This is a genomic window from Streptococcus sp. NPS 308 (assembly GCF_002355895.1).
Classification (GTDB): Bacteria; Bacillota; Bacilli; order Lactobacillales; family Streptococcaceae; genus Streptococcus.
The window spans coordinates 1627652-1641255 of the sequence record NZ_AP017652.1; the positions used below are offsets into that span (position 1 = coordinate 1627652).

General features: G+C 41.3%; 15 protein-coding genes. All 15 read right to left on the reverse strand.

What is annotated here, in order from left to right; translation table 11 throughout:
- Nucleotides 1-71: 71 nt before the first annotated feature.
- Nucleotides 72-287 carry a capsule biosynthesis transcriptional regulator gene (locus SNAG_RS08275; RefSeq protein ID WP_001130031.1) on the reverse strand — a complete coding sequence of 72 codons (216 nt, stop codon included), beginning with the start codon at nt 285-287 and terminating at the stop codon, nt 72-74.
- A 106-nt stretch (nt 288-393) separates the two neighbouring features.
- Complete coding sequence (locus SNAG_RS08280) at nt 394-1290, reverse strand: SPFH domain-containing protein (protein WP_000242872.1); 897 nt, start codon at nt 1288-1290, stop codon at nt 394-396.
- Nucleotides 1291-1367: 77 nt separating this feature from the next.
- Nucleotides 1368-2618 carry a threonine ammonia-lyase IlvA gene (ilvA, locus tag SNAG_RS08285; protein WP_096408356.1) on the reverse strand — a complete coding sequence of 417 codons (1251 nt, stop codon included), beginning with the start codon at nt 2616-2618 and terminating at the stop codon, nt 1368-1370.
- Between the two features lie 78 nt (nt 2619-2696).
- A complete protein-coding gene (gene ilvC, locus SNAG_RS08290; RefSeq protein ID WP_000290689.1) occupies nt 2697-3719 on the reverse strand; it encodes a ketol-acid reductoisomerase in 1023 nt (340 codons plus the stop codon).
- 91 nt (nt 3720-3810) lie between these two features.
- Nucleotides 3811-4287, reverse strand: a complete 477-nt coding sequence (gene ilvN, locus SNAG_RS08295) for an acetolactate synthase small subunit (protein WP_001253812.1) — start codon at nt 4285-4287, stop codon at nt 3811-3813.
- Entirely contained in the window at nt 4280-5980 is a 1701-nt protein-coding gene (locus tag SNAG_RS08300; protein ID WP_049536788.1) for an acetolactate synthase large subunit, read from the reverse strand. Before SNAG_RS08300 ends, ilvN begins: the two co-directional genes overlap by 8 nt.
- 322 nt (nt 5981-6302) lie before the next feature.
- Nucleotides 6303-8384 (reverse strand): elongation factor G, encoded by a 2082-nt coding sequence (fusA, locus tag SNAG_RS08305; RefSeq protein WP_075565740.1) that lies wholly within the window; start codon nt 8382-8384, stop codon nt 6303-6305.
- Nucleotides 8385-8661: 277 nt separating this feature from the next.
- A complete protein-coding gene (rpsG, locus tag SNAG_RS08310; RefSeq protein ID WP_004250722.1) occupies nt 8662-9132 on the reverse strand; it encodes a 30S ribosomal protein S7 in 471 nt (156 codons plus the stop codon).
- Nucleotides 9133-9151: 19 nt separating this feature from the next.
- Nucleotides 9152-9568 carry a 30S ribosomal protein S12 gene (gene rpsL, locus SNAG_RS08315; protein ID WP_001142333.1) on the reverse strand — a complete coding sequence of 139 codons (417 nt, stop codon included), beginning with the start codon at nt 9566-9568 and terminating at the stop codon, nt 9152-9154.
- Between the two features lie 317 nt (nt 9569-9885).
- Nucleotides 9886-10485: a response regulator transcription factor gene (locus SNAG_RS08325; RefSeq protein ID WP_096408359.1), complete on the reverse strand. Its 600-nt coding sequence runs from the start codon at nt 10483-10485 to the stop codon at nt 9886-9888.
- Nucleotide 10486: 1 nt separating this feature from the next.
- Nucleotides 10487-11584: a sensor histidine kinase gene (locus SNAG_RS08330; protein ID WP_096408361.1), complete on the reverse strand. Its 1098-nt coding sequence runs from the start codon at nt 11582-11584 to the stop codon at nt 10487-10489.
- 4 nt (nt 11585-11588) lie between these two features.
- Nucleotides 11589-12323, reverse strand: a complete 735-nt coding sequence (locus SNAG_RS08335) for an ABC transporter permease (RefSeq protein ID WP_096408364.1) — start codon at nt 12321-12323, stop codon at nt 11589-11591.
- 12 nt (nt 12324-12335) lie between these two features.
- On the reverse strand, nt 12336-13211 hold the full coding sequence (locus tag SNAG_RS08340; protein WP_096408366.1) for an ABC transporter ATP-binding protein: 876 nt from the start codon (nt 13209-13211) through the stop codon (nt 12336-12338).
- Nucleotides 13198-13392 (reverse strand): hypothetical protein, encoded by a 195-nt coding sequence (locus SNAG_RS08345; protein WP_096408369.1) that lies wholly within the window; start codon nt 13390-13392, stop codon nt 13198-13200. Before SNAG_RS08345 ends, SNAG_RS08340 begins: the two co-directional genes overlap by 14 nt.
- On the reverse strand, nt 13389-13595 hold the full coding sequence (locus tag SNAG_RS08350) for a hypothetical protein (RefSeq protein ID WP_096408371.1): 207 nt from the start codon (nt 13593-13595) through the stop codon (nt 13389-13391). Before SNAG_RS08350 ends, SNAG_RS08345 begins: the two co-directional genes overlap by 4 nt.
- Nucleotides 13596-13604 lie beyond the last annotated feature (9 nt).

Consider the following 13604-nt stretch of genomic DNA (forward strand, 5'->3'; position numbering starts at 1 on the left):
AATGCAGTCTTTTTTAGTAATTAGGAAAAAGAAAGACAGATCCGCTTTAAGAATCTGCCTGTAAGCGTGGTTTAATCTTCAAATTTTTCATGATTTTTTTCATAGAAATCAATTAAACCTAGGGCTGTTTCAAATGAAATATTTTTAACTTTTGCGCGACCTTGTGCTAGAGCAATGATAGACATTTCACGAGCGTTAGTTTCCTTAGAGATACGGTAGCCTGTGATTTTCTTATCACGAACCCAGCCAACAACTGCTTCTACTTTTTCAAAGTTTGACTTAGCCATGTTCTTCTCCTAAATTATTCTTTACAATACTTAATTGTATACGTTTTTATTTTGTTTGTCAATAAAAAAACATATATTCGTCCAAACTATAATATTCTGCATATTTTTATTTGGCTTTTAAAGCCGATAATATATGAGTTCTTATGTCCTCAACTCCATTAGGATTCGCTGGTAGGAAGATTGTATTATTACCCTCTTTATCTGCAAAATTATTCAACGTATCTAAGTACTGGTTCGTTAATAGGATCGACATGATTTGTTCTTCAGTTAGTTCGACATTGGCTCCTTTTAACTCTTGGATAGAATCAGCAAGTCCGTCAACAATCGCTTTACGCTGCTCTGCAATCCCTACCCCATGTAGGCGATCTTTTTCTGCTTCTGCTTCTGCTGCGGTCACGATCTTAATCTTATCTGCTTCAGCAAGTTCTTGCGCTGCAACTCTTTTACGTTGTGCAGCATTGATTTCATTCATTGATTGTTTTACTTCAGCATCAGGTTCAACCTTAGTAATCAGCGTTTTGACAATGATATACCCATATGTAGACATTTCTTCTGCTACTTGTTTTTGAACTTCTAATGCAATTTCATCTTTCTTCTCAAATAACTCATCTAAAGTTAACTTAGGTACAGATGAACGTAAAGCATCTTCGATATAGGATTTAATCTGAGCTTCTGGACGCATCAATTTATAATAAGCATCCGTAACGTTGTTTTCATTAACTCGATATTGAGTAGCAACATTCATCGTCACAAATACATTATCCTGCGTCTTAGTTTCTACAACGATTTCACTTTGCAACAATCGTAGTTGGACTCTAGCCGCAATCCTATCAATTCCAAAAGGAGCTCGTACATGAATACCACTATTACTCAACTTTTGGTATTTACCAAAGCGTTCAATAATAGCGACAGATTGTTGCCGTACTACATATACAGAACTAATTACAATCGCTGATACTATCAGCACTAGAAAAAATAGAACAAGTAAAACATGTAAAACCATGGGAATCTCCCCCTTTCATCACCCTCATTATAGCACCATCATATTAATTACGCAAATAATATGATAATAATTTTATTTTACACTAACATATTATACAAAGTCTCATTCCCATTCAAATTAATATAAGATGGGTCAAACTTTTCCATCCGATGAATCAAGCCATTATAATCATGCTTATCCGCAAGAGCAATCCCAATCAAGACTGGCCCTGTCCCCTTGCTGGCCCGTTTGATATACTCAAAACGAGTAATATCATCATGTGGTCCCAAGATATCATTTACAAACTCTCGGAGAGCTCCTGGACGTTGTGGGAAATTGACTACAAAGTAATGCTTGATGCCATCATAAATCAAGGCACGCTCTTCCATTTCTGGCATACGGTTAATATCGTTATTGCCTCCAGAAATGATACAACAGATTGTTTTGTCTTTGATATAGTCTGATAAAACTTCCAAGGCTGCAACGCTGGCAGCACCGGCTGGTTCGGCGACAATCCCTTGCTTGGAATAAAGATCAATCAAGGTCTCAGAAATCAAGCCTTCATCCACTCCTATAAGAGTTTCAACATTCTGACGTGTCGCTTCATAGGTCAACTGTCCAACTTTCTGTACAGCTATACCATCAGCAAACTTGTCGATTTCTTTTAATTTAACTGGCTCTCCAGCTTCAAAAGCAGCCTTCATCGAACGGGCACCATTGGCTTCAACACCAATGACTTCCATTTCCGGATTTGTTTCCTTGATATAGGTAGAAACTCCCGCAATCAGACCTCCACCACCGACTGGAACGAGAACAGTGTCAAAGTCGATTGACTCTTTCCGAGCATCTTCTAAAATTTCATAGGCAACTGTTCCTTGCCCTGCCTGAACTTGGACATCATCAAAAGGATCGATAAAGGTTCTATTTTCTGAAACAGTGAACTCTTGGGCTGCCTTTGCCGAAGCGTCGAAAGTATCTCCGACCAATTTGATCGTCACATAGTCACCTCCAAAGAAGCGAACTTGCCCAATCTTTTGTTGAGGCGTTGTGATGGGCATAAAAATTGTCGCAGGAATTTTCATCTCCTTACAAGTGTATGCGACACCTTGAGCGTGATTCCCCGCCGATGCACAGACCACACCACGCCCACGTTCTTCTTTTGTCAACTGTGAAATGGCATAATAAGCTCCACGAATTTTAAAAGAGCGAACTCGTTGCGCATTTTCCTTTTTCAGATAGATCTTAGCTCCATACTTTTCTGATAAATAATGATCATATTCCAGTGGTGTATTCACTACTACACCACTTAAAACTTTGTGGGCTTTCACCACATCTTTTGCACTTAGCATGTCTCCTCCTCAAATACTTCACAAGGTAAAAAGCGAGTCAGGTACCCCCCAACTCGCCTTCTGTCTTTATTCTAAGAATTAGTTATAGATTTTGAAAGCATCATCATCGTTTTTACCAACGAATGGCATTGCTTTACGTAGTTCTACACCAACTTTTTCAATTTCAAGATCTGCAGCTTGCTCACGGTAAGCAGTCAATTTTGGACGACCAGCCTTGTAGTCATTGACAAAGTCATTGGCAAACTTGCCATTTTGAATATCTGCAAGAACAGCCTTCATGTTTTCTTTGACTTGGTCAGTAATGACACGTGGACCTGATACGTAGTCACCAAACTCAGCAGTGTTTGAGATAGATTGACGCATTTTCTTAAATCCACCCTCATAGATCAAATCAACGATGAGTTTCATTTCGTGAAGAACTTCAAAGTAAGCCAATTCTGGTGCATAGCCAGCTTCTGTCAAGACTTCGAAACCAGCTTCCATCAAAGCAGTCAAACCACCGCAAAGAACCGCTTGTTCACCAAAGAGATCTTCTTCTGTTTCTTCCTTGAAGCTTGTTTCAAGAAGACCAACGCGTGCTGAACCAACACCCTTAGCCCAATCCATAGCGATATCTTTGGCATTTCCAGTAGCATCTTGGTAAACTGCGTAAAGGGCTGGAACACCAAAACCTTCTTCAAAGGTACGACGTACCAAGTGACCTGGTCCCTTAGGCGCACACATAAAGACGTCTACACTCTCTGGCGCTTTGATAAATTTGAAGTGAATGTTAAAGCCATGAGCAAATCCAAGTGCGTTACCAGCTTCCAAGTTTGGAGCTACTTCTTCAGCATAAAGGTCTGCTTGGATTTCGTCTGGTGCCAAAATCATAATCACATCAGCCAACTTAGTCGCTTCTGCTACTGTATAAGTGTCAAAACCGTCTTCTTTGGCTTTATCAAAAGATTTACCCGGGCGCACACCGATGATCACATCGTGTCCTGTATCACGCAAGTTTTGCGCATGAGCATGACCTTGTGATCCATACCCAATTACGGCGATTTTTTTACCGTCAAGTGCTGCTACTTTTACATCTTTTTCGTATTCCATTTGTACTGCCATAGTTTTTCTCTCTTTTCTATTATTTATTGCCTTTTAGACTTGTTTAACAAATTTAAGTTGTTTTCTTATACTCAATGAAAATCAAAGAGTATTAGTCGCGGGTAAATCCAGTTGCTCCCGTACGAGCAATATTCCTAATTCCATAAGGACGGATTACTCGCAAGAGTGCCTCACTCTTTTCAGCATTTCCCGTCATCTGGATCGTAATCGAGCTTGGAGCCACATCCACCACCGTTGCACGGAATGGTTGAATAATAGCCAAGATTTCTGCACGCTTTTCAGCAGGCGCAGACACCTTCACCAAGATAACTTCTCTTTCCAAGTGAGGTTTATCTGTAATATCCCGAATGCGAATCACATCGATCTGGCGGTTGAGCTGCTTGATGATTTGCTCGACCTCATCATGAGAAGCCACATCAATGATGATGGTAATCCGTGAAACGTTTGGATCCTCTGTTGCACCGACCGAGATACTCTCAATATTGACCTGACGGCGAGAAAGGACACCCGTAAAACGGTTGAGTACTCCTGAGCGGTTTTGTAGTCTTGCTGTTAACATTCTACGCATGGAACTTCACCCCCAACATCTCATGATTGCTCTTCCCAGCAGGTACCATCGGTAAAACCTGTTCCTTACGAGAAATATCCACCTCGATAAACATCGGCACATCCTCCAGAATGACCTCTAGATCCTTCTCTATCGTCTCTGGATTATCAAACTTGTAGTTTTTGATTCCGTAAGCTTGTGCCATTAGCTGGAAGTCAGGAAGAGTATCAAAGACTGACTCGGAAGTTCTACCCTCATAGAAGGATTCCTGCCACTGACGAACCATTCCTAGTGAGTGGTTATTTAGCATCACGACCTTAATAGGTACCTTGTAAATGTTTAGGATGGCTAGTTCCTGGTTGGTCATTTGGAAGCCACCATCACCGACAAAAAGAACTACTTCTTTTTCCGGATTGGCAATCTTAGCTCCGATAGCTGCAGGAACTCCAAATCCCATGGTACCCAAGCCACCAGATGTGACCAATTGGCGTTCATTCTGATATGGGTAATACTGGGCTGTCCACATTTGGTGTTGGCCAACGTCAGTAACGACAATAGCATCGCCATTCGTCAACTCACCGATGCGTTCAATGACTGCCTGCGGTTGAACCACACGTTCTTTCTTATCATAAGAACGAACACGGTTCTTGTCCTTGGTGACTTTGTCAATCCACTTTTCAGTATTGTTATGAACAGTTGGTTCTGCTAGTAGCATCTGCAAGGCTTTCTTTGCGTCCCCAACCACTGGAATGTCTGCACTAATAATCTTACCAATCTCTGCTGGATCAATATCGATATGAGCAACCTTGGCATTTTTAGCAAAGGTCTTAGGATTTCCAGTCAGGCGGTCATCGAAACGGCAACCAATACTAATCATAAAATCTGCCTCGGTCATGGCAATATTAGCTGCGAAAGAACCATGCATGCCTCCCATTCCGAGGAAGAGTGGATGACTTGTTGCAATTGTACCTTGTCCCAAAAGACTGGTAACAACTGGAATTTGATAGCGTTCAGCAAATTCATTCAGTTCTTTAGAAGCTTCTGCATAGCTGATACCGCCACCTGCCAACAAAACAGGTTTCTTAGCCTTAGACAATTGTTTCAAGATTTTCTTGATTTGCATGTCATTTGGTTCTATCGTCGGTTGATAACTTGGTAAATGCACTTCGGGCGAATAGATGAAGTCTGTTTCAAGAGCCGATACATCCTTAGGCAAGTCAATCACGACTGGACCTGGACGACCTGTGGTCGCGATATGAACAGCTTCCGTAATGATACGAGGAATGTCAGCCGTCTCACGAACTTGGTAATTGTACTTGGTAATGGGCATAGTAATACCGACAATATCCGCCTCCTGAAAGGCATCCTTCCCAATTCCCGCTCGAGCGACTTGTCCAGTAAAGACCAAAAGGGGAACGCTATCGCTCATGGCATCCGCAATCCCTGTAATGGCATTTGTTGCTCCTGGTCCACTTGTGACGACTGCGACACCCAACTTTCCAGTTGATTTGGCATAACCTTCAGCTTCGTGCAAACAGCCTTGCTCATGACGACCTAAAATGTGACGAATACCTTTGAAATTATAAATCGCATCATATAAAGGCAAGACAGCCCCACCAGGATAACCAAATATGGTATCAATTCCTAAATCATGGAGGGTTTCCAAAACTAGGTCCGATCCCGTCTTAGGAGCGTCTAAACTGATTTTCTCCATTGTTCCCCTTTCTCTTCTCTTAAAAATAGCTTGTTACTATCATACCATTTTTTCAAATATTTTCAAGACAAAAGTATCAATTTTCTGAATTTTCTATCTAAGAGTGTATTTATGAATGTTTTTCTAATTTTTATTAACAATTTAAACAAAATCGGATTCTTTATTAACTTTCATTTATTAACTTTCTCTATTTTCTTAGTAAATAGACTTTCTAAAATCCTTACTAGATTTCTTTCATTTTGCAAATATAGACATACAAGATGCTTGAGAAAGGCATAAAAAAGGAAGCCAGCAAGTGACTTCCTTCTAGAGCGAGGACTGATTAGTCTTCACCTTTGTTTTTCTTAATGATTTCTTCTTGTACTGACTTAGGTACATCTTCGTAGTGGTCGAATACCATCATGAAAGTACCACGTCCTTGTGATGCAGAACGAAGAACTGTTGCGTAACCGAACATTTCAGCAAGTGGAACGTAAGCACGAACGATTTGGCTGTTACCGTGTGCTTCCATACCATCTACACGTCCACGACGAGCAGTTACGTGACCCATAACATCACCAAGGTTTTCTTCTGGAACAGTGATTGTTACAAGCATCATTGGTTCAAGGATAGCTGGTTGTGCAGTCTTAGCAGCTTCTTTAAGTGCAAGAGATGCAGCGATCTTGAAGGCAGTTTCAGATGAGTCGACATCGTGGTATGAACCATCGTAAAGCTTAGCTTTAACGTCAACCATTGGGTAACCAGCAAGAACACCGTTAGCCATAGATTCTACCAAACCTTTTTCTACCGCTGGGATAAATTCACGAGGAACGACACCACCGACGATTGCGTTTTCGAATTCGAACCCTTTACCTTCTTCGTTTGGAGTAAATTCAATCCATACATCACCGAATTGACCTTTACCACCAGACTGACGTTTGAAGAATCCACGTGCTTGAGTAGAAGCGCGGAATGTTTCACGGTAAGATACTTGAGGAGCACCTACGTTCGCTTCAACTTTGAACTCACGACGCATACGGTCAACAAGGACGTCAAGGTGAAGCTCACCCATACCAGAGATAACTGTTTCACCAGTTTCAACGTTAGTTTCAACGCGGAATGTTGGATCTTCTTCAGCCAATTTTTGAAGGGCGATACCCATCTTGTCTTGGTCTGCTTTAGATTTTGGTTCAACCATCAATTGGATAACTGGTTCTGGAACGTTGATTGACTCAAGAATGATTTTGGCTTTTTCATCTGTCAATGAGTCACCAGTTGTAGTGTCTTTCAAACCAACGGCAGCAGCGATATCACCTGAGTATACAGTGTCGATTTCTTGACGGCTGTTAGCGTGCATTTGAAGGATACGTCCGATACGTTCACGTTTACCTTTAGATGTGTTCAATACGTATGAACCTGACTGAAGAACACCTGAGTAAACACGGAAGAATGTCAAACGACCTACGAATGGGTCAGTCATGATCTTGAAGGCAAGAGCTGAAAATGGCTCTTCATCAGATGCTGGACGAGTTTCTTCTTCTTCAGTATCTGGGTTGATACCCTTGATCGCTGGGATATCAAGTGGGCTTGGAAGGTAGTCGATAACCGCATCAAGCATCAATTGAACACCTTTGTTCTTGAAGGCTGAACCACACAATACTGGGAAGAATTCAACGTTGATAGTCGCTTTACGGATACCAGCTTTCAATTCTTCGTTAGTGATTTCTTCACCTTCGAGGTATTTCATCATCAATTCTTCGTCAGTTTCAGCAACTGCTTCAACCAATTTTTCACGGTATTCTTGTGCTTGGTCAAGGTATTCAGCTGGAATATCTTCTTCAAGGATATCTGTACCAAGGTCGTTAGTATAGATTTCAGCTTTCATCTTGATCAAGTCGATGATTCCACGGAAGTCATCTTCAGCACCGATTGGCAATTGAATTGGGTGTGCATTTGCTTGAAGACGGTCATGAAGTGTGCTTACTGAGTAAAGGAAGTCAGCACCGATTTTGTCCATTTTGTTGGCAAATACGATACGTGGAACTCCGTATTCAGTTGCTTGACGCCAAACAGTTTCAGTTTGAGGCTCAACACCTGATTGTGAGTCAAGAACTGTAACCGCACCGTCCAATACACGAAGAGAACGTTGTACTTCGATTGTGAAGTCCACGTGTCCTGGTGTGTCGATGATGTTTACGCGGTGGTTGTTCCATTGAGCTGTTGTCGCAGCAGATGTGATAGTGATACCACGTTCTTGCTCTTGCTCCATCCAGTCCATTTGTGACGCACCTTCGTGAGTTTCACCGATTTTGTGGATTTTACCAGTGTAGTAAAGGATACGCTCAGTTGTAGTTGTTTTACCGGCGTCGACGTGAGCCATGATACCGATATTACGAGTTTTTTCAAGTGAAAATTCGCGTGCCATGAGGTTTTTTTCTCCTATTTTTTTAATTTCTAATCTATTATAACACGATTTTAATAAAAACGGATAGGCAGGACCTACCCGTTCTCAATGTTTATCTCGTTTTTGTTGGTTTCAACTTGTATACAAGTTGAATTGAACTCGGGCTAAAAGCTCAAGTTAACTGATTCGAACTCGAGCGAGGCCCGGTGCAAAAAAGATAAACTGCTTTGTGTTCACGGAACACTGCATCAGTTTCCTATTTTTGCCTTGGGCCTTTGCCGCTCTTAGTATCATTTTATTACCAACGGAAGTGTGCGAAGGCACGGTTAGCTTCAGCCATACGGTGAGTGTCTTCACGTTTCTTAACTGCTGCACCAGTGTTGTTCGCAGCGTCCAAGATTTCTTTCGCAAGACGGTCTTGCATTGTGTGTTCACCACGAAGGCGAGCGATGGTTACCAACCAACGAAGTCCAAGTGTTGTACGACGTTCTGGACGAACTTCAACTGGGACTTGGTAGTTAGATCCACCAACACGACGTGCACGTACTTCAAGTACAGGCATGATGTTTTCCATAGCTGTTTCAAATACTTCAAGTGCATCGTTACCAGTAGCTTCTTTGATTTGCTCAAAAGCACCGTAAACGATTGAAGCAGCTGTACCACGTTTACCGTCAAGCATAACGCGGTTGATAAGACGAGTAACTAATTGTGAATTGTAAAGCGGATCTGGCAATACTTCACGTTTTGGAGCTCTATTTTTACGACTCATTTCTCTTTATCCCCTTTCCTTATGCTTTTTTCGGACGTTTAGTACCGTATTTAGAACGGCCTTGTTTACGATCGTTAACACCTGCAGTATCAAGTGCACCACGGACGATATGGTAACGTACCCCTGGAAGGTCTTTTACACGTCCACCGCGAAGAAGCACCACGCTGTGTTCTTGCAAGTTGTGTCCGATACCTGGGATGTAGGCAGTAACTTCGATAAGGTTGCTCAAACGTACACGAGCGAATTTACGAAGGGCAGAGTTAGGTTTTTTAGGTGTCATTGTTCCAACACGAGTTGCTACACCACGTTTTTGTGGTGAAGAAACGTTTGTTTGAACTTTTTTATGACTGTTGTAACCAACGTTCAAAGCTGGTGATTTAGATTTTTCTACTTTTGATTTACGCGGTTTGCGAACCAATTGGTTAATTGTAGGCATCTACATTCTCCTGTGTTTTTTTATTTTTGGTGATGATACACTTGGTGACAGCTATCATCTGTGTGTACTTTTGCAACATTTGTCAGCACGTCCCTGTACACTTTTGAGAGACCAAAAGTAAAAAGTACCGTCTAATATTGTAACACATTTTTTCTATCCTTGTCAATATTTTTTTCGTTTTTATTCTGATCTTTTATCTCTTTGACACTAGTTCTAACCGCTTTTCTAAACCAAAAAGGAGGCAAAATTGCCTCCTCCTTTCTTGTATGGATTTCCTTCAATTTAGCAATCATTTGAGTTGTTTTTTATCTTTCTTATCAAAGCCAACCAGATTCTTTTGCAATGTTGGCTGCATCTGTTCGATTGCCTGCATCTAGTTTGGAAAGAATATTGGTAACATAGTTTCGGACGGTTCCATTTGATAGATAAAGCTGATCTGCGATTTCTTGGTTAGACAAGCCCTGAGCGATTCCTTTTAAAACAGCGATTTCTTGCTCTGTTAACGGATTGGGGTGCGTCATCACCACTTCCATCAATTCAGGTGAATATTCCTTACGTCCTTCAAGAACAGTGTGCAAGGTTTGCATGAGGTCTGCAATGCTTCTTTCTTTCAAGACATAGGCATCCACACCAGCCTTAATCGCGCGTTCAAAATAGCCAGGGCGCTTGAAGGTTGTCACCACAACTACTTTTGTTTCTATCTTTTCTGCTCGAATCCACTCCAAGACTTCGAGGCCTGTCTTAGCAGGCATTTCTACGTCAAGGATAGCGATATCTACAGACTCCTTTTCTAAGAGTTGGATTGCTTCTTGCCCATTCTTGGCTTGTAGGACAGACTCCACATCCGCTTGAAAGGCTAACAACTGGCACATGGCATCTCGCAACATACTTTGGTCTTCTGCAACAAGTAGTTTCATCTTAGTTTCTCTCCTTATAAGGTAGTCTAACCTGCACTTCAGTCGGATGTTTCTGACTGATCACCTTTACTTCTCCTGAAAAAGGAAGGACACGGTCTCGAACGGTATGGAGCTCATCCCCTTTTAGAGAAGCAAAGCCACAGCCATCGTCTCTCACTGTTAGAATGAGTTCTTTCCCAGTTCGTTCTAATTTCAAGTAAGCTTTGGATGCTTTGGCATGTTTGATGATGTTGGTCACTAACTCAAGTAAAATCATGGAGGCCGTTGATTCTAATTCCTGAGTTAGGCTAGCTGTATCTAGTTGGTGATCGATTTCTGTTTCAATTCCTGCAATTTCCAGCATTTTTTTAACAGTCGTAAATTCGGAAGCAAGGGTTCTAGTTTTAAGATTTTCAATGATGGTACGGACTTCATTCATGGATTCCTTACTGATCTGATGAATTTCTTTTAATTCTTTTTCCACTTGAGGATAGGCCTGCATTTGAAGAAGTTGGAGGGCAAGATCCGTCTTCACACTCAACATAGCAAAGGTATGCCCCAGACTGTCATGGAGATCCTGACCAATACGACTGCGTTCATTTTCAGCCAAGAAAAGACTGAGCTTGGCATTTTGTTTCATCTTTTCTTCTTTTATCTGTTCAGATACCTGAATCCGATAAAGACCAAAGGTCATTGCATCGGAAAAGATAAAGGTCACCAAGAAAAAGAGTAGCTGCCAGGGACTAACATGATTGACCATATAGATTCCGGTCAGAATGAACGGTTGCAGGACAATAAAACTGACAAAGCGCCAAGAGTGAAAAGAAATCTCATCCAGCTCATAAATAAGGAGATTGGATAAATAGAAGATAAACCAGGTGAAACCCGAACTCAGCCAAACCGATGTATAAAAAATGTAGGCAAGCATGATCCACCAAGCCATCCACAGCACAGTGCGACTCTGACTGGCTAAAACCGAATAGAAGGCAAGTACAAATAGTAGGGTCCATAGCAAGGTTAAAAGCGGGTAATCTCCAACGATGACACCCGCTATAGGAAAGATGATAAACACTATTGAAATATGAAACATATAATGAATGTTTTTAAATTTTTCCAACATAGATTTATTTTACCTCGATCCGTTTTTTCAGTTGGATTACCAATACACCAAAGAAAACTGTATAACCTAGTACAACCAAAGCAGAAAGAATATTAAATTCATGGTGCTCCAAATAAGTAGAGACAACCTGCATCAGTTGATAGGTTGGAGTCAGTTTTCCAATAGATTGGAGCCATTCTGGGAAGGAATTCAAAGGAAACCACAGTCCACCTAGGACAGCCAAAGCAATATAGGCAATATTTCCAATAACCGTCATCAGTTGAGCACTGGGAAGCAAGCTCACCAAGACACCCATGCTGATAAAGACCACGCTTCCGACCAGTAAAATAACACCAATCACCAACCAGTCAAGCCAAGGCAGAGTCACTCCGCGGACAAAATGACCAACCGAAAAGACAACTATAATTGATAACAAGAAAGTCAGCAGAGTACTGAACAGTTTTGATACATAATATTCTACCATAGATACCGGAGAATGTTGAATCAATTTTTGCCAGTTGTTTGTCTTATCAGACTCGAGTGTGCTAGGGATACTGAAAAAGGCGCTTGACATGATACTAAAGAGAGTCATGGCAAAAAGATAGGCTTGAAGAACAATTTCTGGAACATCTGACCCTGACATCATACCAGAAAAGATAAGGTAAAACACACTTGGAAGTCCGATGGATAGCAAGTAGTAGACGGCTTGCCGTTTCATCAGAATGATTTCCACTTTCATGAGACTTGTCATATTTTTCATCGTCAATCTCCTTTAGTCTTGAGTCGTTTCGAAGATACTGTCTAAGAGAGTTCGATTGCGAACTTCAATTTCTTCGATCGTGCAGCCCTGTTCTTGCAAGGCTTCCCATACCTGGCTGGCTTCTTTGGTTGTGAAGGAAAGAGCATTTTGCTTGATTTCAATCTCTTGAACCATAGTCAAGGTACTAACAAAATCCTGATAGGTTAGAGGCACCGTAAAGTGTTTTTCTTGTTCTTCACCACGCATGGCATAAGGCGTCGTGTCACGAATCAATTCTCCCTTGTGTAGGACCAAAATGCGGTCAGCCGTATGTTCTACCTCTTCGATATAGTGAGAAGAATAGACAATGGTAACACCATTTTTCTTTAACTGATTGACAATTTCCCAAAAATGCTGACGTGTCGAGGTATCCATGGCAGCAGTTGGCTCGTCTAAAAATAGAATTTTCGGACGACCTATTAGTGTCAACACAAAAGAGAACAAACGTTTTTGCCCACCAGACAACTTGCCCGCTAGCTGATTTTTCTGCTTATCTGAGAATCTCAGCAAGTCATCAATTTCTTTGTCTGAAAGACTGTCGGGATAAAGTGACTTGAAAAAAGATAGAAGTTCTTTCACTTTCAAGCTTTGGACAACTGCATTTTCTTGGGGCAAGACAGAAATAAGCTGTTTTAATCGAGGATCTGTTGGTGCAAAGCCTTGAATGGCGACCCGACCTGAGCTCATGAACTTGTCACCCAAGAGGCAATCAATCAAGGTTGTTTTTCCTGCTCCGTTAGGCCCGATCAAGGCGACACATTCACCATCGTTGATTTCAAAAGAGATGTTCCGCAGGATTTCCTTGTCTTTTATTTTCTTACTCAATTTCTCAACTTTAATCACAGTCATGAGATTCTCCTTTCAACCACTTCATTCCCATAGGGAAAACAACGAAAATCATTAATCCAAAACCCCAAGCACCACGAATGAATTGGCGAAGCAAGGTTTGGTCAAACCAACCAGTAAACATTTCCACTAACCATACCAAGAGTGACAGGCCGATAAAGAAATAGATGATTGCTTTTTTCATTCCTCAAACTCCTTTTTCACATCTCTGACTAATTTCAAACCTTCTCTGACAAGCCAAGACATTATCCCAAAGCCAGCAAAGAGCTCCCAAGGAAAATGATAGAAATCCTTGTCCAATCCTGAAAACATGAGATAGGTCATAACTCCTGCTGCTACCAAACTCACTGCGACAATCATTTTATTTTTCATTTCTTCTTCCTCCATTTCATACTT